The organism is Blastococcus sp. Marseille-P5729 (assembly GCF_900292035.1).
GTDB lineage: Bacteria > Actinomycetota > Actinomycetes > Mycobacteriales > Antricoccaceae > Cumulibacter.
Window position 1 is genome coordinate 1,125,972 of the sequence record NZ_OMPO01000001.1, and the last position, 21,397, is coordinate 1,147,368.

Here is a 21,397-nt window from a genome sequence, read left to right on the forward strand (position 1 = left end):
CTTAGACCCGCTGAGGCACCTGGCCAGCGAACCGCCCGGTGAGACCGCACACCCGCCCGGGTTGTCGTGGGCGCCGGATACGGTCGTGGACGACGAAAGGAGCTCCATGCGCCTCGACAACGGGCTGGTCAGCTACTCCCCCGGCGACCTTCGGTCGTTCCTGACCTGCCAGCTCGACACTCTGCGACAGGTCGACGCGCTGCTCGGGCGCATCCCGGAAGGCAAGTCCAACGAGCCGGTCGACGTCCTGGGTGAGCGGCTCGGCGAGGTCGGCCGCGCCCATCAGACGCACCTGATCGAGGACTACCTCGTACGGTACGGCCGCTGGCAGGCGGGAACTCCCGGTGGTGTGCTCGTGCTGCCGACGGACCAGCCGCCGACCCATGAGAGCGCCGCAGCGGCGATGCAGCTGCTGACCCGGGACGACGCCCCGCGCGTGGTCGGGCAACTGCCGGTGGCGGCCGGCCGGTTGTACGGCGCCGCGGACTTCCTGGTCCGGTTAGGCGATCGCTGGCAGCTCACCGAGGTCCGACTCGGGCTGCGCCTGAAGGAGGTCTACCTGCTGCAGATCGGCGCCCTGGCGCTGGGGCTGCTCTCGCGCGGTGTCCTGCTGGACGCCGATGCGGTGCTGGTCACCGGTGACCGGTCCCGGATCGACGTCCCGCTTGTCGAGGCCATGGACCGGGCCCGCGCGCTGATCACCCGGTTCGAGCGGGCCGCCGACCAGCGGCTGATCGCCGAGGGCCCGGCGTCCTGGGACGACGACTCGATCGCGGCGTGCGGCTGGTGCCCGACCTGCCGGTACGAGATGACCCTCGCCCGTGACGTCCGCATGACGGTCGGTCTGCGGATGCCCGACCGGGCACTGCTGCGCGCGGGCGGCGTCCGCACCATCGACGATCTGGCACGCGCGTCCGAGTCCGTGGACGGGCTGGAGCAGGAGCGCTTCGAGACGCTCCGGGCGCAGGCTCGTCTGCAGGTACGGCAGATGCCGCCGGGCTCCGAGCTCGACCCGGCCCGGCAGCTCGACCCGGTGTTCGAGGTGTACGACGACACGCCGTTGGCAGCGCTGCCTGAGCCCTCCGCAGGTGATGTCTTCTTCGACTTCGAGTCCGACCCGATGTGGAGCGAGCAAGGCTCCGACGTCCGTGGGCTGCACTACCTGTTCGGCATGGTCGTGCCCGGCGAGCAGCACCCTTATGTTGCGTTCTGGGCGCATGACCGCGATGAGGAACTGCAGGCGCTACGCGACTTCGTGCGATATGTGCAGCAGCGGCTGGCTCATCATCCATCGATGCACATCTATCACTACGGCAGCTACGAGACGATGGTGCTGCGCGAGGTCGCCCGCCGCTTCCAGTTCGCCGAGACCACGGTTGAGGAGTGGATCGAGGGTGGTCTATTCGTTGATCTGCTCCCCGTGGTCAAGAGCAGCATCCGCACCTCCCAGCCCGGCTACGGGTTGAAGAAGATCGAGCCGCTCTACATGGGCGACGAGCTGCGCACCGGCGAGGTGATCGACGGCGCCGCATCGGTGGTCGGCTACCAGCGGTTCACCGAGCTGCGGGAGGGCGGGCACTACGGGGAGGCCGGCACCGTGCTCGACGCAATCGCCGACTACAACCGCTACGACTGCCTCTCGACACTGCGACTCCGCGACTGGCTCCGCTCCCTCCCCCCGATTGTGGAACGATCCGCGCGCTGAGCGAGCGGATCGTTCCAAGATCGGGTCTAGGCCTGGTCGCGGAGGACGCGCTTGAGTAGCTTGCCGGACTGGTTGCGCGGCAGCTCGTCGACGAACCGGACATCCTTGGGGATCTTGAACTTCGCCAGCGACTGCTTTGTGTGCTCGATGAGCTCTTCCTTGGTTGCCTGCTGGTCGGGCTTGAGGACGACGTACGCCGTGATCGCCTCGATCCACTTCTCGTCCGGCAGACCGATGACGGCGGCCTCGGCGACGGCCTCGTGCGTGTAGAGGCAGTCCTCTACCTCCCGCGAGGCGACCAGGACGCCGCCGGTGTTGATGACGTCCTTGATCCGATCCACGACCGTGATGTAGCCGTCCTCGTCGATCCGAGCGAGGTCGCCGGAGTGGAACCAGCCCCCCGCGAACGCCTCCTCGGTAGCCTCGGGCTTGTTCCAGTAGCCCTCGCACAGCTGCGGCGAGCGGTAGACGACCTCACCGGTCTCGCCGGGGGCGACGTCGTTCATCTCGGCGTCCACCACGCGCATCTCGACATACAGCACGGCGCGCCCGCAGGAATCCATCCGACCCTCGTGCTCTTCAGGTCGAAGCACGGTCGCCAACGGTCCGATCTCGGACTGGCCGAAGCAGTTGTACAGCCCCAGCTGCGGCATCCGGTCCATGAGCCGCTGGACGACGGGCACCGGCATGATCGAGGCACCGTAGTACGCCTTCTGCAGGCTCGACAGGTCGCGGGTCATGAAGTCGGGGTGATTGGTCAGCGGCACCCACACGGTCGGGGCGAGGAACAGCGTGGTCGCCCGCACCTCCTCGACCTTCTCCATGATCTTCGGGATGTCGGGCACCTGCAGCAGATGGGTGGTGGCGCCGACGGCGATAAACGGCTCGAGGAAGTCGTGCATCCCGGCCGAGTGGTACAGCGGCATGCACTGCACGTTGATGTCGTTCTCGGAGTAGTCCAGCGCGACGATGTTGCTGGCCAGGTGGAACACGAACGCCCGGTGGGTCATCATTGAGCCCTTCGGGCGCGAGGTCGTGCCGGAGGTGTACAGCAGCTGCACTAGATCGTTCTGCGCCGCGACCGGCTCCAGCTCGGGGACGTCGCCTGCGGTGGCCCGGGCGAGCACGCTGTCCTCTCCCTCAGAGATTGACCGGCGGATCGACGGCGCGTTGCTGATCGCGTCGACGTACTCCTCCAGGTGCGGGTCGACGAAAATCGCGGTCGCGCCGCTGTCCTCGATGAGGTACTCGAGCTCACCGCCGGTCAACGCGTAGTTCAACGGCACGTGGATCATCCCGGCGCGCCCGCAGGCGTAGTAGAGGATCACGTAGGCGTCGGAGTTCTGGCCGTACGCCGCGACCCGGTCGCCCTTCTGTAGACCCAGCTCGCCGAGGTACTTGGCGACCCGCGAGACCGCGTCATCGAGCTCCCGATAGGTCCAGGACCGGTCGGCGTAGGTCACCGCGGTCTTCCTCGGCACGCGCCGCGCCTGGCGCGCGAGCGGGGTGTCGATGGTGTTGTGATGGACCATGCTGAGGCTCATCGAGGGCTCCTTGAAATCTGCCGCGGGTGAGATGCGGACCACTTTACGTTCCACACCCCGGCATCCGAGCACCCGTCAGCAGATCGACCGGCGCGTGCACGCTTCGCCGCTGCCCTGAACCGCGCCGCGGCACTCGCGCGGTTCGGTCCGGCGCACTACGTTGGTAGCCATGAAGGATGAGTCGGTCACCCGCACGGGCACGAGCCAGAGCGTCTCGGTCGTGACAGACGCCGCCATCCCGAAGCTGTTCGACTACCTGACGGTGCCCTCGAACCACGTGCGCCTCGACGGCTCGGGGAAGCTGGTGAGCGCCGGGGACGACGCCGTCCGTGCGGTCGGCGACCGCTTCCAGGTCAACATGGACTTCTTGCCGCGGGGCAAGTACACGGTGGAGAACGTCGTGGTCGCCTTCGAGCCTGATGTGCAGATCGCATGGATGCCGGCCAACCCCGGCGGCGAGCCAGTCGGTATTCGGTGGGACTGGGAGTTCGATGTCGGCCCGAAGGGCGAGACGGTCATCACCCAGACCTGCGACTGGTCCCGGGTGACCGATGAGAAGTACCTCGCCACCTACACCCTGCCGCGGATCTCCGCCGAGGAGATGCGCGAGAGCATCAAGCGCCTGATCGACCTGGTGAGCTCGTACGCCTGACGCACCACGTCTCGGCGTCGCTCGTTCCTCGCTCGCTCGACGACCGTGGCGGGGTCGGCGCGACCGCTCGACCGTGGCGGGGTCGGCGCGACCGCTCGACCGTGGCGGGGTTGGCGCGACCGCCCCACCGTGACGCCGGCGGGCTACCCGGCGGCGGCGTCCTCGCCCGGGTCCTTGTCGCCGTCCGGAGTATCGGGCTGATCGGTCCGCGGGGCCAGGTCACTGACGGCCGAGTCACGATCGGGCGTGCGGGGAGTCGGCTCCGGCCTGGCGGCCCCGCCTACGGCGGCATCGCCCCCGACCGAAGGATCGGTTGCGTCGAGGTTCTCGCCGGTGCGTGCGTCGCGCCCGTTCGGTGTCGTCACGGTTCGTCTCCTTCGCTCGTGGGTACTGCTCCCTACCCAACCACGCACCGACATAATCGAGGCCTACGGCCCGGCGAGCAATGCTGAGCGCCGCGCGACGCCTGAGAGATGAGCCATGACTGCCCCCACCATCTTTCTGCTGGTCGGCCTCGCCCTGCTCATCGCAGTGGTGCTGCCGAACCTGATCGAGAACCTCCCGTTGTCGACGCCGATGATCCTGGTGACCGTCGGCGCGATCGCCGGGATGATGCCGTTCTCGGACGGCGTCGCGCTGTTCCCCAAGGACCACCCGGGGCTCACCGAGCATCTGGCCGAGGTGACCGTGCTCGTCGCGCTGATGGGCGTCGGTCTGGCGCTGGATCGCCCGCTGAATCCGCTGCGCTGGAGCGACTGGCGCGCGTGGGCGCCCGCGTGGCGGCTCCTGGCGATCGCGATGCCGCTGTGCATCGCCGCGGTCGCGTTGCTTGGCTGGGCGGTGCTCGGGATTGCCCCGGCGGCGGCCCTGCTGCTCGGCGCCGCCCTGGCGCCCACCGACCCCGTGCTGGCCTCGGACGTCGAGGTCGAGGGCCCGACGGTGGCCTCCGGCAAGGAGATCGATGAATCGGACGAGCCGCGGTTCGCGCTGTCTTCAGAAGCAGGGCTCAACGACGGACTTGCGTTCCCGTTCGTGTACGCCGCGATCCTGATGAGCACCGCCGGCGGGTTCGCGGGCTGGGGGCTGAAGTGGGTCGGCTGGTACCTAATCGGCAAGGTGGTCATCGGTGTCGCGATCGGTGCCGCAGCCGGCTGGCTCCTCGGACGCACCGCCTTCCGCGGCCCGCACCAGGCGCTGCGCACCGCCGAGACGGGCGAGCCGCTGTTCGCCGTCGCCGCGATCCTGGTGACCTACGGGCTGGCCGAGCTGGTCGGCGGTTATGGATTCCTCGCGGTCTTCGCCGCGGCGCTGGCGTTACGGGCGAGCGAGCGCGACAACGACTACCACGAGCTGATGCACCAGGTCGTGGAGCGACTGGAGCGGCTGCTGACCCTCCTCCTGCTGCTGTTCCTGGGATTCTCGGTCTCCAACGGGCTGTTGGACGCGGTCGACTGGCGCAGCTGCGTGATCGCCGGTTCGTTGATCTTCGTGTTCCGGCCGCTGTTCGGGTGGCTGTCTTTGCTCGGCACGGACAAGCTGCGGCCCCGCGAGCGCCGCGCGGTCGGCTTCTTCGGCGTCCGCGGCATCGGCTCGATCTACTACATGGCGTACGCCGCCTCGAAGGGCGACTTCGGCTCGATCGACTGGATGTGGGCGACGGTCGGTCTGACGATCGTCGCGTCCGTCATCGTCCACGGGATCACCGCGACTCCGACGATGCACCTGCTGGAGCGGGGGCGTCCACGCGACGACCGTGAGGTGAGCGGCCTGGCTCAGTGAGCCCTGCGGTGCCCGAGCGGCGCCTGCGGGCGGCCGTCGTCGGTGGGCCCGAGACCGCCCTGGCAGCCCGGGCAGTAGAACATCGTCCGGTCGTACGGCGCCGCCCCGATCATCGCCACCCGCACGGTTGTACCGCAGCGGCGGCACGGCCGACCGGACCGCGCGTGCACGTAGACCTCCTCTCCGCGGCGCCGGCTGCCGGTAGTTGACTGGATGTCGTGCTCCTTACCGGCCATCAGCAGCCGGTGCGCCCGGTCGATCACGCGATCCACGGTCTCGCTGCCGAGCTGGTCGGCCGGCGTCCACGGCGCGATCCCTTCCAGGAACAGGGTCTCGGCGTCATACAGCGTGCCGATACCGGCGAGGAGGCGCTGGTCGAGCAGAGCCTCGCCGATCGGGCGGGGATCTGCGGCGAGGACTGCGACCGCCCGCTCGGGATCCCAGTCGGGGCCGAGGATGTCCGGGCCGAGGTGACCGACCACCATGTCCTCGCGACTGGTGGGCAGTACGTCGAGCATGCCCAGCCGCCGTCCGATCGCGGTGCGGCCCTGGACAGCGAAGACCGCGCGGATGCTGCGGTCATACAGCTCGCGGGGGCGCAGTCGCTCGTCGGTCACCACTCGCCAGGTGCCTTCCATGCGGAGGTGCGTGTGGACGGTGATTCCGCCCTCGATGCGGTGCAGAATGTGCTTGCCGCGCGGCACGACCTCGAGGGTGCGCCGTCCGACGACGTCCGGTATGGATTTGGTCCCCCACCGCACCTCGGCGCGGGTGAGGGCTTGGTCCGCGAGTGCGCGATGCAGCTTGGCGGCGGCCCGGAAGACGGTGTCCCCCTCAGGCATCGGCGCGGCCGGTGGCAACCTGCGGCGGCGTGCGCTCCGGGCGCACGAAGAACAGGCACGCGGCGGCGGCGAGCACCATCGCCATGGTGGCGAGGATCCCCCAGGTGTACGACGTGGCGTCGATGATGCCCCCGACGAGCGCGGGGCCCACGAGCCCGCCGATCGCTGCGGACGTATAGAGCAGACCCAGGGTCCGGCCGAGGCCGACGGGGCCGAAGATCGAGGCCATCGTGGCGGGCATCAGCGCGATGTATCCGCCGTACCCGACACCGAACACGCCCGCGAACAGCAGCAGCGCGGTGAAGCTGTCGCCGGAGAACAGCCAGAGGAAGAAGCTGAGCGTCATCAGGATGAAGCTGAAGCGAAGCAGCGCCATGGAGTCGAACCGGGCGCCCAGCGCGCCGAGTCCGAGGCGGCCGATGACACTGGAGGCACCCACCAGTCCGACGAGGATGGCCGCGGAGCCGGGACGGATGCCGTGGCCGACGGAGTAGTCCTTGAGGAAGACGAACGGGATCAGGATCGCCAGCCCGATGAGGATGCCGTTGGCGTAGAGCGCGACGAACTGCGGATTGCGCATCAGGTCACGCATGCTGTGCGTCGCGGTCTCGGTGTGGTCGTGCGGTGGCCGCTTCGCCAGCACCGCCGCGATCAGCATCGCCGCTGCACCTGAGATCCCCAGGATGACGAACGCCGTCCGCCAGCCATGGGCGTCGACGAGGGCCTGCGCCACCGGCGCCATGACGAGGGTGCCGACGCCGATGCCGGACACGGCGACGCCGAGCGCCGTCGTCCGCTTCTTGAAGAACCAGCCGCCGACGAAGGCCACCATGGGAACGTACGCGCAGGCCACGGCGATGCCCAGGCCCAGACCGTAGGTCACATAACCGACGGTGAGCGACTCGACCCGGGAGGTGAGCAACATGCCGGCCGCGAGGGACGCCGCGGCGGCGACCAACAGCGGGCGGGGGCCGAAGCGGTCGCCGATGCGGCCGGTGAACAGGCCGAGGGTGAAGTAGATCGCGCTGGTGATCGCGGGGATGAAGGCGGTGGCGGCGCGACCGGCGTCGAACTCCGAGGCCATCGACTCGAAGAACACCCCGAAGCTGTAGACCAGCCCGAATCCGGTGAAGGTCGACAGAAACGTGGCGACGACGATCAGCCAGGCGCGGCCGGAGTCGATGCCCGACCCACCATCCTCTCGGCGAGCGTAGGTGGTCAGCGACATTCGTCGATCATGTCAGCGATCCGCGGCGAGGTCGAACCCCACCCGCGGTGGGTTACGCCTCGCTATAGCGAGGCGTAACCCACCGCAGGTGAGACAAAACGAACCAGAACGGCCGGCTTCCCGCAGTGGGAGGCCGGCCGTCTGTGGGTTGTGCAGGTCAGCGGCGTCGTCCGTCGACGTCGCCGTCGCGACCGCGGACCCGGTCGGCGGCGTCGCGAGCGCGCTCACCCATCTCGTACCTGCCGTCGCCGTCCCGGTCCCCGCGAACCTGGCGTCCGCCTTGCACATCCTGCATCCGCGGATCCTGATCCGCATGGCGGCCATCGCGACGCTCGTCGACGCGGTCGCGCACACGCTCGTTCATTTCGTAGTCGCCGTCGCCGTCCCGGTCACCGCGGGCGCCGCCGCGCCGGTTGTCCACGTCGGGATCGACCTCGTCGGCGCGGCGCAACAGGTCATCCTGCTCGGACCGCGCTTCCTGTAGTGAACCGTTGCGCTGACGCGCCTCGTCGGCGAGTCGTTCGGCCTCGATCTGGCGCTGCTGGGCGGCGGCGGCCTGCTGCTTGGCGGCGGCCTCCTGCTGGCTGGCCTCGGCACGAGCGGCATCAGCGTCCGCCGCGGTCTTGGCAGCAGCGGCCTCACGCTCGCGGACCTGCAGGTCCCGCTCACGGGCCTGCTCGCGGAGGTCCTGCGCCTCCTTGCGCTTAGCGGACGCCGAATTGCGCGACATCATCGCGATCAGGGCGATGATCAGTAGCACCGCGACGACGCCGATAACTATCCATACCCAGGGTTCCATTGCCACTCCTTGGCGGGTGCGGCGCCGGAAAGGCCCAGCGCCTTTAGGCTTTTCCCACGGAGCCCTACCCCGGCGGTCGACTCGGTAAACCGACCCACTGAACCACCTGGTCAGAGAGGGTATCGATGCGGCGGGCAAACCAGGTACGTTCAGGCTCGGTACCGGCGCATCTCTGCGCGTGCGTGTATTCGGCGACCGCCGCGTCGATGTCGCCGGCCCGTTCCAGCAGATCCGCCTTGCAGGCGTGCAGGGGTGCGTACCCACGCAGCCGCGGTTCACTTTCAAGCTCACTGATCAGCCGAAGCCCGGCAGCTGGCCCGTCGCGCATCGCGATGGCGGCCGCCCGGTTGAGCGCCGTGATCGCCGAGCCGTCGAGGGCGTGCAGGACGTCGTACAGCGCGACGATCTGTGGCCAGTCGGTGCGGTCGGCGTCGGGCGCCTCCGCATGCAGCGCGGCGATCGCAGCCTGGACGCCGTACGGCCCGGGTGGCCCACCGGTCAGCGCGACCTCGGCGAGCCGCTCCCCTTCGTCGATCAGCTCGTGGTTCCACAGCGAGCGGTCCTGCTCGTGGACCAGCAGCGGGAGTCCTTCGTCGTCCGTGCGAGCGTCGGAGCGAGAGTGCACGAGCAGCATCAGGCCGAGAAGGCCGGCGACCTCACGCTCGTACGGGAGCAGACGACGCAGGATGCGGGCGAGCCTGATCGCCTCGTCCGCGAGGTCGATTCGTTGCAGTCGGGCGCCGGTCGTCGCGGCGTACCCCTCGGTGAAGGTCGAGTAGATGACCTGCAGGACGCCGGTCAGCCGCCCGGGCAGTTCTGCCGGCCCCGGGGCGCGGAAGGGCACGCGTGCGCCGTGAACCTTCGCCTTGGCGCGGGTGAGCCGCTTGGCCATCGTCTGGTCGGGAACGAGCAGCGCCCGGGCGACCTCGCCGGTGGTGAGCCCGGCCAGGAATCGCAGCGTGAGGGCGATCCGGTCCTCCGGGGCGAGCGCCGGATGCGCGCAGGTGAAGAACAGCTGCAGCCGCTCGTCGGGCAACGCGTCGGCGCTGCCGTCGTCGGCCTCGGCGGCGGCGTCCTGCTCGGTCTCGGCCCAGACGCGCGCCAGGCGCGCCGCGAGCGCGGCGTCCCTGCGCAGCCGGTCGACCGCCTTGCGGCGGGCCGTGGTCATCAGCCAGGCACCGGGGTTGGGCGGGACGCCGTCCACCGGCCACCGGGTCAGGGCAGTCTCGATAGCGTCGGAGGTAACCTCCTCGGCGAGATCGAGATCGCCGTAGCGGCGGGCAAGCGCCGCCAGAAGCCGTCCGTGCTCTTCGCGGAAGACGGCCTCCAGCGACGCCGCGGCATCGCGTCTGTCGTGCCCGGTCATCTGTCGTGCCCGGTCATCTGTCGTGCGCGGTCATGTGTCGTGTGCGGTCATCGGCCGGGTCGGCTCAGCCGAAGTCGGCGACCGGGCGGACGTCGATGTGACCGTCGATCGCGCCCGGGCAGCGCGCGGCCCAGTCGAGGGCGGCGTCCAGGTCGGGGACGTCGATGACGTAGAACCCGCCGAGGACCTCGCGACTCTCGGCGTACGGGCCGTCGGTGATGACGCGCTCACCGTCCTTGATGGTGATGCGGGTGGCGGTGACGAGGTCGGCGAGGGACTCGCTAGCGACGAGGATCCCGGCGTCCTTGACCTCCTGGTCGTAGCGCATCCAGTCCTGGACGTCACAGGTCGGCTGGGCATCGGCCGAGGCGGCCTGGATCAGCAGCATGTACTTCATGGCGTTGCTCCTTCGGTTGGCGGCACCGGTTGTCGGTGCCGTTCAACCTCTCTACGAACGGGACGGATCCAGATGGACACAACCTAGCGAAATTCTCTCGAGTCCCTGTCGCACCTTCTCAGCAGTCGGCGTCGTTCGCTCCGGTCACCCACGCCACGTGTCGCTCCGCCGACCGCATGATCGCCTCCTTGGCGTCGGTGTCCAGCACGCCGCCGAAGTTGTTGACGCACCGGTCGAAGTGCATGTCCTGTACGTCGCGTGCCAGACGCATCGTGACCTCTGCAGATAGGGGGATCCGGTTCGGATAGCTACGAAGAAAGGCAACCGTCTTGCGATCGGGGTTCACGCCGATCGTGTCGGACGCCAGCAGCGTCCCACGACCGTCGGCGCCGCTGGTCCACTCCAGTACCTGGCTTCCGGCGAAATGCCCACCGAGACGATGCAGGACCAGATCCGGGAGCAGCTGGACGGTTCCATCGACGAGCTCGAGCCGGTCGTCCTGCCGCTGCACCCACTGCTGGTCGCGGGCGTTGATCAGTACCGGCGCGTCCAGCACCGCGCCCCACTCGATCTGGACGCCGTACATATGTGGGTGGCTGGCGATCACCGCCTTGGCGCGGCCGAGCCCCCTCACGAACTCGACCGTCTCGTCGTCCAGGTAGCCGATCGGATCCCACAGGACGACGTCGTCCCCGCTGCGCACCACCAGCGCAGTGTGCCCGATCCCGTGCCCCGGTGCATTCAGCCCCCACAGGTCGGGTTCCAGCTCGGAGATCTTGATCTGCTGGTCGGAATCTTGTAGCTCGTCCAGACTGGTCCACCGCTGTCCGTTGGCGGGAACGTACTGCCGCTCATCGGCGCAGATCGGACAGGTGGCAGGCGGCTGCGGGCCGGTCTCCACTCCGCAGGTAACGCAGATGATCGTCATGCCTCCATAGTGTGCCCGGGACTTGTGCAGGCGAGGGGCAACCCGTCACCCTCGTGGCCGGTATCGCAGGGCGGTCGCCCCCGACCGGAACTCGAGACGGTCCACGAGGTCCAGCTGGATGCGCTCGCGCAGCCCGGCGAGCAAGGTGGGCCCGTGCCCGGCAACGACCGGCTGGACGACGAACACGTACTCGTCGATCAGGCGCAGGTCCGCCAACGCCAGGGGAAGCGTCACGCCGCCCACCCACAGGCCTTCGCCAGGCTCCTGCTTCAAATGTCGAACTGCTCGCTCCAGGTCGCCCCGCACCAGCTCGGCGTTCCATTCAACCGCGCTCAGCGTGCTCGATACGACGTACTTCCTCGCCTGGTCGATGGTCTCGGCGAAGGGGATCTCCCATTCGTCCATCCAGTCAGGCCAGGTGCCCGAAACGGGCCGTCGCCAGGCCGACTGCATCATCTCGTAGGTCACCCGGCCGAACAGCAGAGCATCGGCTCGTTCCATCTCGGTGGTCCAGTAACGCATCGACTCCTCGTCCGGCGGGAGTCCTGCCTCGTGATGGCAGCAGCCGTCAAGCGTCACATTGATCGAGTATCGAAGCGGCCTCATCTCGCTACTCTCCTCTGAGGCGTGCAATCCAGTCCTAGGACGAGTGTCGCCGTCCGGATCGACGTGAGACGCGGCTCCCGTCTGGTGAGGTGGCGCTGGGAATCGTAACGCTTCGGATGAGCCATCCCTCCCCAATACCGGGGAGGAGCGCGAGCAGGATGCAGCCAGCACCGAGAGGACCAGTGACGTCGGTTGCTGACGGCGCAATCCGCGGCCATTCAGGCGAACCGCCGTTGTCCGCTTGTGCCGGCCGAGGCCAGCCGCAGTCGCGACGGCTCAGCGTGGTCCAGCGCCGATTGCCGTGTACGCCGTGGGGCGTCGCGCCGCCCGCAGGGCATGCGGGGGCTCACCCGCATAGCGGACGACGTCGCGGGTGAGGTGACTTTGGTCGGCGTACCCGGATGTCACCGCGAGCTCGGCCAGCGACATAGCGGTGATGTCGGCCACTGCCTGCTCGAACCTGATGACACCGGCGGCCGCCTTCGGCGATAGCCCGACCTGGTGTCGAAACCGGGTGGCTACATGCCGGTGGCTCCAGCCCGTTTCGGCGACCAGGTTCTCGATACGCGCGCGGCCACCCGAACGACGCAGTCGATCCCACATCCAGGCCACGAAAGGCTCCGGCTCGGGCCCCCGTGTTACGGCGGAGCGCAGGGCCTGCTCGACGAGGTCGAAGCGCTCAGCCCACGTCGCCGCCGCGAGCCGATCAGGCAACGAACCGCACACGAACGGCGCGACATCATCAAGGTCGACCACCCTCCGCGCGAGCACTGCACCCGGCAGACCGAGCAGCCGATAGACGCCCAGCGGAGTCAGGTAGACCTGCACGCACTGGTGGGTACCCGCGAAGCGGGTGGTGGCGTGTCCGGGCATGAATCCGACGGCGAAGGACGAGTAGCGGCCCACGCCCTCGCCGTCCGACAGAGCCACGACCTCGAACGGATCGCCGAAGGAGATCACCAGCGGTACCAGGCTGCCTGCAGGTTGGCGTCGCTCGACGACAGCTTCGGAATGCTCGGTGAAGCCCACGATTCCCGCGACCATGCCGACCAGGCTCGGGTGCACGCGGTGCCGCTGCAGCTGTGGATTGCCCATCTACGGAGTATCGCCGGTCAGTTTTCTTCAAGCCACCACGGCATTCGGGCAGCAGCATCGGAGATAGACGAGGAAGGGTGGTCCACCGTGAAGCGACTAGTGGCTGTCGAGTTCTTGAGCGTCGATGGGGTGATGCAAGGTCTCGGCTCTCCTGACGAAGACCGCTCCGGCGGCTTCGAGCACGGCGGCTGGGGCGCCCGATACGCCCACGCACTGCACGAGGTCATCGAACCGACCAGCCTTGGCCGCACGACGGCCTACCTGTTTGGACGCCGCACATACGACAAGCTCGCGGCCTTCTGGCCCGACCAGTCCCATGACGATCCGATGGCGGCCAGTCTCAACTCCCTACCCAAGTATGTCGCGTCCAGAACGCCTCGGGATCTGCGGTGGCACGGCGCCACACCGCTGCGCGGTGAGCTGATTACGGCCGCGCGAGCGCTCAAGGACGACGGGCAGGGCGACGTCGTCATCCTCGGCAGCGGCAACGTGGTTCGCCAGCTGGTAGCAGCCGACCTCATTGACGAGCTGCGCCTGTTCATCCACCCCTTGCTACTCGGGACCGGCAAGCAACTGTTCGCCGATCTCCCCACGCCCCGGACGCTGCGGCTCATCGACATCGCGACCACCAGCATGGGCACGGTCGCCATCGTCTACGCCCCCGACAAGGGTTCGTCCAGCCATCTGGAAGGAAACGACTAATGGGCAGCTACCGCGCCATTCGTGGCGCCTCCCTATGGATCGAAGAGCGCGGAACCGGGGACCCGGTCGTCCTTCTGCACGGCGGGATGAGCGATACAGCGAACTTCGAAACGAACCTCTTCGAGCTCGCCGATCGTTTCCACGTCATCGGCTATGACCGGCGGGGATTCGGACGCAGCGCCGACACAGGCGCCTTCACCTTCGAAGAAATGAGTGCCGACGCCGCCGCCGTCATCGAATCCATCGCCGGGCGGCCAGCTCACGTCATCGGCTACAGCGCCGGAGGCATGGTTGCCGCATCGGTGGCGATCCACCGGCCAGACTTGGTGCGCTCATTGACCATGATCAGCTCGGCGCTGCGCGCCGCCGACTGGATCATCAGACCCCAACCACCCGCCCAGGATGCCGCTGATGGCGGATATCCGGCGCCCATCGTGGATAGGTACGCCCAGCTCTCACCGGATGGGCGCGAGCATTTCCCGGTCCTCGTCCGCAAGGTCGCCGAGCTGGCCGCCACCGATGTCGCACCCGTCGACGCTCTCTCTTCCTACCCGGGCCGAGCGCTGATCATGACCGCCGACGATGACATCGTCACACTTGAGAGCCAGATTGCGCTCTACCAGTCTCTGGCCGCCGGTGAGCTCGCCGTGATCCCGGGAACCTCTCACCAGCTGCTCAATGAGAAGCCTCGGGAGATCACCACGGTCGTTCGAGATTTCCTGGAGGCTCCAACCGCGACACACATGCCCATTCGCCGTAGCTGACAGATCCACCGGTCGGCCATCCCCTAGCCAGCCGAAACGGGCCGACATCTGCGAAGAGCGATCGACGAGGTCGAGAACCAAGTGGCTCCATCGCTAGCACCGTGTCCCGCGGGTGGCGGGACACGGACTTTGGGTGTGCGACGGCGGGTCACCCCTGTCCGGTGAAACGCCGGTTCGGACGGCATGCGCGGGTTCTTCGTACAGAGGTGGGGGACGAGTTCCTCACCGCTGAAGCGTCAGATGACCAAACCAAGGGTGGCCGGCCCGGATGGGCCAACCATCGTTGATCCAGGAGAACAGATGCCACCTGCCAACGCGGTCCTGACTCCGCGTCGCGACTCAAAGTCGCCCCCCTCGCCGTCGAGGACGGGTGACCCACGAGCTGGGTCGCAGCCCACGTCCGAGCTTCCTGGTCCGCGATGAAGAGATGAGTCGGGAGGTGTCGCTGGAGGACCATGCCTCACCGCTCATGTGGACCCGAAATCTCGCCGCGCCGGGAATCAGTGACGACCTCCGAAGCCTGCGTCGCCTCGATCCAAGAGTCGGCAATTGGACGCCTATCCAGCCTTGGCAGGACCGGCGCGAGCCGGTCCGGAGACAGTGTCGCTTTCAAGCGATAACCCTGTCGCTCCAGCGCCGATGTTCGCCAGGATGGGCATTCCTTAATGTCAGGGCCCATGTACAAGCACGGGATTCGGGTTCTCGGCCTCGCCGTCGCTGGTTTCTCCAGCAATCGGTGAACTGATGGATCCGGTGATGATCGCCCGGCTGCTATTTGCCACCACAGCAGGGCTGCACTACCTCTTCGTCGCCACGACCCTCGGGTTGGGCCCGATCATCGCGATCTGGTCGACCCGCAATGCCTTGCGACCTTCCACCACCGGCGATGCGGTCCTGCGGCTGCTCGGCCGGATGTACGTGACCAACTACGCTGTCGGAATCGTGACTGGTCTGGTCATGGAGTTGCAGATGGCGGTCGTGTGGAGTGGACCGGGCGCCTTAGCGTATGACCCGATAGCCACCATGCTCGCCTTGGAGACCGCGGTGGCGTTCTTCCTTGAGTCCACGCTGCTCGGCATCTGGCTAGCCAGCGACGGCGTCCTCGGACGCCGGGTGCGCGCTCTGGTGTTCTGGGGCGTCATCCTGACGGCCTACGCCTCCGCGACCTACATCATCGGCGCAAACAGCTTCCTGCACTACCCGATTGCGCTCAACGATGCAGTTCTCGGTGTTGTGGACATCCAAGCGCTGGTGATGCGCCCCGCCACGTTGACGGTGCTTGGCCACGTGCTAGCCACATCCTTGGTCGTCGGCGGCTTCTGGGCGGCAGCTGCCGGAGCGCGCGTGCTGCGACGAAGCGGGGACGCCGAGGTGGCTGCGCGGCTGGTGCGCGTCGGCATCGTGGTGGTCGCGTGGGCCGCGCCGCTTTCCGTAGCCTCAGGGGTCATCCAGTTCGCCGCGGTGCGTCCGACCACCACCGCGGCCGGCGCCTTCGGCGTTGCGCTCGCACTGATGATGCTGGTGGGGGTGCTAGTCACCGTCATCACGTGGTTCGTCCTGTTGCCGCTCGCATTGTCCGGGGCGCTCACCCGGCAGCCGTTCTGGCGGCCGCTGCTGGCAAACGGTGTAGCAATTCCTCTCGTCACGACCTTCTTGGGCTGGCTCTATCGGGAGGAGTCCCGGCAGCCATGGTTCCTCTTCGGCCGGGTTACCGTGGCCGAAGCCCTTGCCCCCGTGCCCCCTGGCCAGCTACTAGCCATGGCCGTCGCCTTCGTCGGTTTCGGGCTCACGGCCGCGGTCCTGGGCTGGCGGCTCATGGCCCGGGCGGCCCGCACGGACGAGCCGGATGCGCCCGGGTCCAACGCAGCAGGGCATTTCACACTGGAGTCGTCGTGATTCCATCGGAAGTACTCCTCCCGATCGTGGTGCTCGTTGGTTGGCTGGCGCTGGAGGTGCCCACAATATTCCTCGCCGCGCGGGCCAACGGCTCCGGCGGCAGCGCGAGACTGCGCAAGATCGGTTACCGGTTCTTGGGGACCGAAGCTTGGACGCTGGTATTGCTCGGCGTCTTCCACGGAGTGCTCCCCGGTGCCGCGCACGCTGTTTACGCCGCAGCGCCGTGGGCACCCACCCTGTTTGTCACCGGTTGGATGGTGCGCGACATCGGGCTGTGGCTCGGCCCCCGCTCCGGCGGCGGGGCGGGCTGGCGACGACTGGTATCGCTCGGCGCCCGAGGGCAGCTGCTGGGCGCGAGCGCAACGCTGGTCGTATTGGCGGTGCTGCGGCCTGCGCCCGAACCCGGCAGCGGCGCCGATCTGCTAGTCGTCGTCGTCCCACCCGTACTTGTAGTTGGCCTAGCCTTGATGTGGTGGTTGAACCGACTGCACGCACGGCGCGCCCAGGGCGTGAGGCAGACACGTCCCTGCGACCGTCCGTCGGTGCCAGAGTGGCCGGGTTGACGCCCGTGCGACGTATGGAGGTGGCGCGATGCGTGTGACGGTGCTGGGTGGAACGGGGTTCATCGGCAGGGCGATCTCACGGCGACTGTTGCGTCGCGGTCACCAGGTTCTTCTCGTACATCGCGGCCTAGCGGAACCGTCGGAGCTGGGCGGCGCCGAACACCTTCACGTGAACCGCGAGAGCCTACTCGACGTACGAGCGTCATTATGTTCCTTCTCGCCCGATGCCGTGGTCGACTGCTACGCCTTGACCCGCGCTGACGCCGCCCAAGCGGTCGCCGCCTTCCGCGGCTTGCCCGCCGTCGTGCTCTCTAGCCAGGACGTTTATGCCGCCTGGAGCGGTTTCGTTACGGATACTCGGGTGAGCGACGGCCCGCTCTCGGAAAACGCGCCGCTTCGCAAGTCTCGCTACCTCTACGCCGAATCGGCACCGCCGGGTGTCCCGCGCGACTATGAGAAATTGGACGTCGAAGACGCCTGGAAGACCTACGGCGCAACAATTCTGCGTCTGCCCATGGTCTACGGTCCGTACGACCGTCAATGCCGTGAGGGTTTCGTGATCCGGCGGATTGCGGCGGGGCGAAGGCGCATCCCGGTCGGAGCCGCCAACTTGAAGCTCTCGCGCGCATATGTGCATGACGTGGCCGGCGCGGTGGAGGCGGCGCTGTATGCGCCCGCCGCACGCGGTCAGACCATTAACATCGCCGAGCCGGAACCGTATGACATCGGGTCGTGGATCCGACAGATCGCGGCCGGTATGGATGCCGATCTCGAACTGGTCAGGGTTGAAGAGGATGTCCTCGCCCCAGACCTCCTCCTTACCGCCACGCGCAGCCAACACGTGGTCGCCGACGTGACTCGTGCCCGCGCTCTTCTAGACTGGCGCCCGATGAGCATCGACCAAAAGGTCGCGCGGAGTACGAAGTGGCACCTGCGACACGGAACCTTCGTCTCGTGGACGGCCGCCGACGACGCCATCGACGATACGGCCCTGGCAGCCGCTTGCTGAGCGCACTACGCGCAGCGGGACAAGGCCCACCGTGTCGGGTCGGTGAAGATTGGCTGTGCGAGGTCGCACAGCGGCCATGTCCTGCGGATTGCGCAGGTCCGCTCCGTGCGACCTGCGATGAATAACCCGCGTTCTATCTGGGTTTCCGTCGCGGTTGCGCTGAGGTGGGGGATCCCCTCTGCCTTGATCACTCTGGGTCTCGACGCTGGCGCGTCCCCCATGTTCATCGCATGGTCCCGGGTCTTCACCGGTGCGCCGTTGCTCGCTGCACTTGCCTACCGACGTGGCGCCTTCGTAGGCCTCAGAGCGCGCTACCGGGCTAATGCACTGATCGCTGTGTGACATGACCTGGCCGTTCGCCCGGAAGGTTCACTCGAAGGATCACAGCGGTGATCGCGCCTACTCCCGCAGGACACGCTCGCTCGGTGACGTCGTACACCAGTCTGCTGGACTCCACTGGGAGGGGGTCGCCGGATCCCCAGCTCCGATCAGCGTCGGCGTGTCCCAGCCAGCCATCAGAACAGCCTACTGAGGGCGAGCGTAGCATTCGCCAGGTAGTCACGGCGCCCGGTCCTGAGGCCGAACTCGAAGTCCTCCAGCGCCTTGACACGCGCGTAGAACTGGGTCCTCTCCAAGAACGCCTCATCGGCGCCGAAATCCGTCTGCAGCCACATCAGGGCAGCAACAAGCCCGGTCTCTCCGAGATCGCGCCAGATCAGCCCGAGGTCGAGACAGGGATCGCTGAGGGCCGCGTCGGACCAGTCGATGATGCCGGTGATCTCTAGGGCGGGCGAGGTGACGAAGATGTGCTCGGCACCCAGATCGTTGTGGCACAGGCGGAGTTGGCGCACAGAGCTCGGCAAGGGGGTCGCGAGGAAGTCGGCCAGGGGGCCCACCACTCGACCGGGGAGCTCAGCGCGGATCGTGTCGGCGATCCGCACCGCGTCGGCGTGATACTCCGCCAAGGGGCATGACTGCACTGGCACCAGGTCGTGGACGTCATCGGCCGCAATAGAGTGCAGCGCGGTCAGGAAGGCGCCTAGCTGTGCTCCGAGGCGCGCTGCATGGCTTTTCCGGACGTCGGCGATCGACGTCAGCAGCGGCTCTCCACGGACGCGGCTCATGACTATCGACGTGCCGTCCGCCGAAAGCGCCCGCACCTCCGGCACGGGCAGCGGCAAGGTCTCGGCGATACGGCCCAACAGCGCGGCCTCTTGGGCGAGATCCATCTCTGCGGACTCCGGACGGCGGCGCCGGCGGATGATCGTACCGTCGTCGCACGTCGCGACGACGTGGTCATTCCCGATCACGGTCGTACCTCCAACTCGGTGCGGCGTTCGATGACCACAGTGGGTAGGAGTCTGTCCAGCCAGTTGGGTAGCCACCAGTTGCGCTCGCCCAGCAACTCCATGAGCGAGGGCACCAGGACGAGTCTCACGAGTGTCGCATCCACCAGGACGGCGAAGGCCAGTCCGAAACCGAACAGCTGCAGTTCCCGGCTGGTGCCCAGCACGAAGCTGCCGAAAACGCAGATCATAATCGCGGCCGCGGCAGTGATCACTCGAGCAGTGCGGGCCAAACCCTCTGCCACCGCGTGCGCGTTGTTCCGGGAATGGTTGTACTCCTCCTTGACCCGCGACAGCAGGAAGACCTCATAGTCCATCGAGAGCCCGAATACGATGGCGATCAGCATCATCGGCACCCACGCCTCGATGAGTCCGCTGGCCCCCAGGTTCAACAGGTCCACCCCCCACCCCCACTGGAAGACAGCGACGGTCGCGCCGAATGCAGCCCCGATGGAAAGCAGGTTCGCGAGAACGGCCTTGACGGCCACGGCAACCCCTCGAAACACGGCCATGAGCAGCAGCATCGCCAGCCCCAATACGACGCTCAGGAACAGCGGAAGGCGCTCGGCTGTGTAGTCGGCGAAGTCCACGGCCGCGGCTGTAGCACTGCCGATGGCGACCTCGGCCTGCGAGCCATCGAGGATCTCGGGGATGGTGTCCTCGCGTAGTCGATGCAGGAGCTCGGTCGTCTCAGCATCTCGCGGACCCGTCGTTGGGATCACTCGCAGGACGGCGACGTCACCGCTCTCGCTATACAGGGCAGGGCTGACTTCGTGGACGCCGTCCGTCGAGCTGATCGCATCCCGCAGAGTATCGATATAGTCGCCGGCAGGACCAACTCGCGCAGCGACCACCAAGGGTCCGCTCGAGCCAGGGCCGAAGCCCTCAGCCATCAGGTCGTACGCCTCGCGAGAGGTGTCGCTCTCCGGCTTGGTACCGGCGTCGGAGAATCCCAGGCGCATGTCGAGAACGGGCACGGTTATGACCAGAAGTAGCAAGGTCGCGGCCATTGCCCATTGCATGGGATGCCGCTGCACCTGCCGGCTCCACGCCCGAGCCATCTTCCCCTCCTCACGATCACTGCGCCGACGGTGCACGGACCACTTGTCGATGCGGTTACCAACGATGCTCAGCATGGCCGGTAACAACGTCACCGCTGCGAGCATCGTCACAAGCACCGAGCCAGCGATGCCGAGCGCGACTCCGGTGATGAGTTTCAGATCCATGAGAACAAGACCGAGCGAGGCGATCACGACGGTCACGCCTGCGAAGAGCACCGAACGTCCGGCAGTCGCCTGCGCGGTGATCACCGCGTCATCTGGGGATTCACCGCCTCGGATCGACTCGCGGAACCGGGTCACCACGAGCAGGGCATAGTCGATTCCGACGCCGATCGCGATCATCGCTGCCACGGGCGCGGCAAAGCTGGGCATCTCGACCCATCGCGCGCCAAGGCCCACGACGGCCAGACCGCAGGCTGCGCCCATCACTCCGATGAGGATTGGCAACCCCATCGCGAAGATCGATCCGAACGCGAACAGCAAGATGATCATCGCGGCCACGATGCCGACGAGCTCACTGGGTGGGCCGGACTGCGCGTTTTGCTCCACCAGAACACCACCGATCTCGAAGTCGAGCGCGTCGGCATCCTGCTGAATCTGACCCAGTCGCTCCTGTAGGTCGGCGAGATCCTCGGCCGGCATGGTCGGGAGCTGCACCGACACAAAGGCGATCGAACCATCGGCAGAGACCTGGCGGTGCGCTTCAGGCGAGTACGGGCTAATCACCCGCGCCTCCGGGATCCTCTCGCTCACGTCTTCAGCCAGAGAATCCACCTGCTGCTGGAACGCTGCCTGATCGTCAGACCGGTCCACCCTGAAGACGAGCTGGGCCTGAGTTCCGGCCTCGAGATCGAACCCAGCCTCCTTCAAAAGGGCGGCCGCGTGATGGCTCTCGGATCCAGGGAGGGCATAGTCGTCACTGACGTCTCCTCCGGCAGCACCAGCCAGTACCGTCACCGCCGCCACCACTGCTATCCACCCAGCGACTACGACGAATCGTAGACGCTGACACGCCAATGCCAGACGTTCCATCACGTAAGCTCCTCTGCACAGTTCCAAGGGGACCTTCGGGACGCTAGGCATCCCTTGTCAGGTGGACACCTGCCCCAGAGCGA

At 67.4% G+C, this 21,397-nt stretch carries 20 protein-coding genes; 8 read left to right on the top strand and 12 right to left on the bottom strand.

What is annotated here, in order from left to right:
• The first annotated feature begins 106 nt into the window (after positions 1-106).
• Complete coding sequence (locus DAA40_RS05580) at positions 107-1,705, top strand: TM0106 family RecB-like putative nuclease (protein WP_106848659.1); 1,599 nt, start codon at positions 107-109, stop codon at positions 1,703-1,705.
• A gap of 26 nt (positions 1,706-1,731) precedes the next feature.
• On the opposite strand, the gene DAA40_RS05585 is transcribed toward DAA40_RS05580, so the two are convergent.
• Positions 1,732-3,249: a fatty acyl-CoA synthetase gene (locus DAA40_RS05585; RefSeq protein WP_106848660.1), complete on the bottom strand. Its 1,518-nt coding sequence runs from the start codon at positions 3,247-3,249 to the stop codon at positions 1,732-1,734.
• Positions 3,250-3,418: 169 nt separating this feature from the next.
• On the opposite strand from DAA40_RS05585, the gene DAA40_RS05590 reads away from it, so the two are divergent.
• A complete protein-coding gene (locus tag DAA40_RS05590) occupies positions 3,419-3,901 on the top strand; it encodes a hypothetical protein (protein WP_106848661.1) in 483 nt (160 codons plus the stop codon).
• A 143-nt stretch (positions 3,902-4,044) separates the two neighbouring features.
• Here DAA40_RS05590 and DAA40_RS05595 read toward each other — a convergent pair whose 3' ends face one another.
• Positions 4,045-4,266 (bottom strand): hypothetical protein, encoded by a 222-nt coding sequence (locus DAA40_RS05595; RefSeq protein ID WP_106848662.1) that lies wholly within the window; start codon positions 4,264-4,266, stop codon positions 4,045-4,047.
• Between the two features lie 115 nt (positions 4,267-4,381).
• On the opposite strand from DAA40_RS05595, the gene DAA40_RS05600 reads away from it, so the two are divergent.
• Positions 4,382-5,680 (top strand): sodium:proton antiporter, encoded by a 1,299-nt coding sequence (locus DAA40_RS05600; protein ID WP_106848663.1) that lies wholly within the window; start codon positions 4,382-4,384, stop codon positions 5,678-5,680.
• Here the strand turns inward: DAA40_RS05600 and DAA40_RS05605 are convergent.
• The 8 genes from DAA40_RS05605 to DAA40_RS05640 all read right to left on the bottom strand — a co-directional run bounded on the left by DAA40_RS05605 (position 5,674) and on the right by DAA40_RS05640 (position 12,941).
• Positions 5,674-6,522, bottom strand: a complete 849-nt coding sequence (locus DAA40_RS05605; protein ID WP_106848664.1) for an Fpg/Nei family DNA glycosylase — start codon at positions 6,520-6,522, stop codon at positions 5,674-5,676. The genes DAA40_RS05600 and DAA40_RS05605 overlap by 7 nt on opposite strands.
• Positions 6,515-7,750, bottom strand: coding sequence for an MFS transporter (locus DAA40_RS05610; RefSeq protein ID WP_106848665.1), 1,236 nt, complete (start codon positions 7,748-7,750; stop codon positions 6,515-6,517). The genes DAA40_RS05605 and DAA40_RS05610 overlap by 8 nt, the downstream gene beginning before the upstream one ends.
• Positions 7,751-7,907: 157 nt before the next feature.
• Positions 7,908-8,549, bottom strand: a complete 642-nt coding sequence (locus tag DAA40_RS05615; RefSeq protein ID WP_106848666.1) for a hypothetical protein — start codon at positions 8,547-8,549, stop codon at positions 7,908-7,910.
• 64 nt (positions 8,550-8,613) lie between these two features.
• The gene (locus tag DAA40_RS05620; protein WP_106848667.1) at positions 8,614-9,915 is read right to left on the bottom strand and encodes an RNA polymerase sigma factor; all 1,302 of its coding nucleotides are present in this window, start codon (positions 9,913-9,915) and stop codon (positions 8,614-8,616) included.
• A 64-nt stretch (positions 9,916-9,979) separates the two neighbouring features.
• Positions 9,980-10,312 carry a YciI family protein gene (locus DAA40_RS05625; RefSeq protein WP_106848668.1) on the bottom strand — a complete coding sequence of 111 codons (333 nt, stop codon included), beginning with the start codon at positions 10,310-10,312 and terminating at the stop codon, positions 9,980-9,982.
• Between the two features lie 118 nt (positions 10,313-10,430).
• Positions 10,431-11,240 carry a hydrolase gene (locus tag DAA40_RS05630; RefSeq protein ID WP_106848669.1) on the bottom strand — a complete coding sequence of 270 codons (810 nt, stop codon included), beginning with the start codon at positions 11,238-11,240 and terminating at the stop codon, positions 10,431-10,433.
• Between the two features lie 45 nt (positions 11,241-11,285).
• Positions 11,286-11,846 carry a dihydrofolate reductase family protein gene (locus DAA40_RS05635; protein WP_106848670.1) on the bottom strand — a complete coding sequence of 187 codons (561 nt, stop codon included), beginning with the start codon at positions 11,844-11,846 and terminating at the stop codon, positions 11,286-11,288.
• Between the two features lie 276 nt (positions 11,847-12,122).
• On the bottom strand, positions 12,123-12,941 hold the full coding sequence (locus tag DAA40_RS05640; protein ID WP_106848671.1) for a helix-turn-helix domain-containing protein: 819 nt from the start codon (positions 12,939-12,941) through the stop codon (positions 12,123-12,125).
• A gap of 87 nt (positions 12,942-13,028) precedes the next feature.
• On the opposite strand from DAA40_RS05640, the gene DAA40_RS05645 reads away from it, so the two are divergent.
• The 5 genes from DAA40_RS05645 to DAA40_RS05665 all read left to right on the top strand — a co-directional run bounded on the left by DAA40_RS05645 (position 13,029) and on the right by DAA40_RS05665 (position 17,875).
• Positions 13,029-13,643, top strand: coding sequence for a dihydrofolate reductase family protein (locus DAA40_RS05645; protein WP_106848672.1), 615 nt, complete (start codon positions 13,029-13,031; stop codon positions 13,641-13,643).
• Positions 13,643-14,407: an alpha/beta fold hydrolase gene (locus DAA40_RS05650; RefSeq protein WP_106848673.1), complete on the top strand. Its 765-nt coding sequence runs from the start codon at positions 13,643-13,645 to the stop codon at positions 14,405-14,407. Before DAA40_RS05645 ends, DAA40_RS05650 begins: the two co-directional genes overlap by 1 nt.
• 744 nt (positions 14,408-15,151) lie before the next feature.
• Positions 15,152-16,303, top strand: coding sequence for a cytochrome ubiquinol oxidase subunit I (locus tag DAA40_RS05655; RefSeq protein ID WP_106848674.1), 1,152 nt, complete (start codon positions 15,152-15,154; stop codon positions 16,301-16,303).
• Positions 16,300-16,866: a hypothetical protein gene (locus DAA40_RS05660; RefSeq protein WP_106848675.1), complete on the top strand. Its 567-nt coding sequence runs from the start codon at positions 16,300-16,302 to the stop codon at positions 16,864-16,866. The genes DAA40_RS05655 and DAA40_RS05660 overlap by 4 nt, the downstream gene beginning before the upstream one ends.
• A gap of 28 nt (positions 16,867-16,894) precedes the next feature.
• On the top strand, positions 16,895-17,875 hold the full coding sequence (locus DAA40_RS05665) for an NAD-dependent epimerase/dehydratase family protein (RefSeq protein WP_106848676.1): 981 nt from the start codon (positions 16,895-16,897) through the stop codon (positions 17,873-17,875).
• A gap of 515 nt (positions 17,876-18,390) precedes the next feature.
• Here the strand turns inward: DAA40_RS05665 and DAA40_RS05670 are convergent.
• Both DAA40_RS05670 and DAA40_RS05675 read right to left on the bottom strand, forming a co-directional pair.
• A complete protein-coding gene (locus tag DAA40_RS05670; RefSeq protein WP_158716253.1) occupies positions 18,391-19,185 on the bottom strand; it encodes a phosphotransferase family protein in 795 nt (264 codons plus the stop codon).
• The gene (locus DAA40_RS05675; protein ID WP_106848678.1) at positions 19,182-21,365 is read right to left on the bottom strand and encodes an MMPL family transporter; all 2,184 of its coding nucleotides are present in this window, start codon (positions 21,363-21,365) and stop codon (positions 19,182-19,184) included. Before DAA40_RS05675 ends, DAA40_RS05670 begins: the two co-directional genes overlap by 4 nt.
• Positions 21,366-21,397 lie beyond the last annotated feature (32 nt).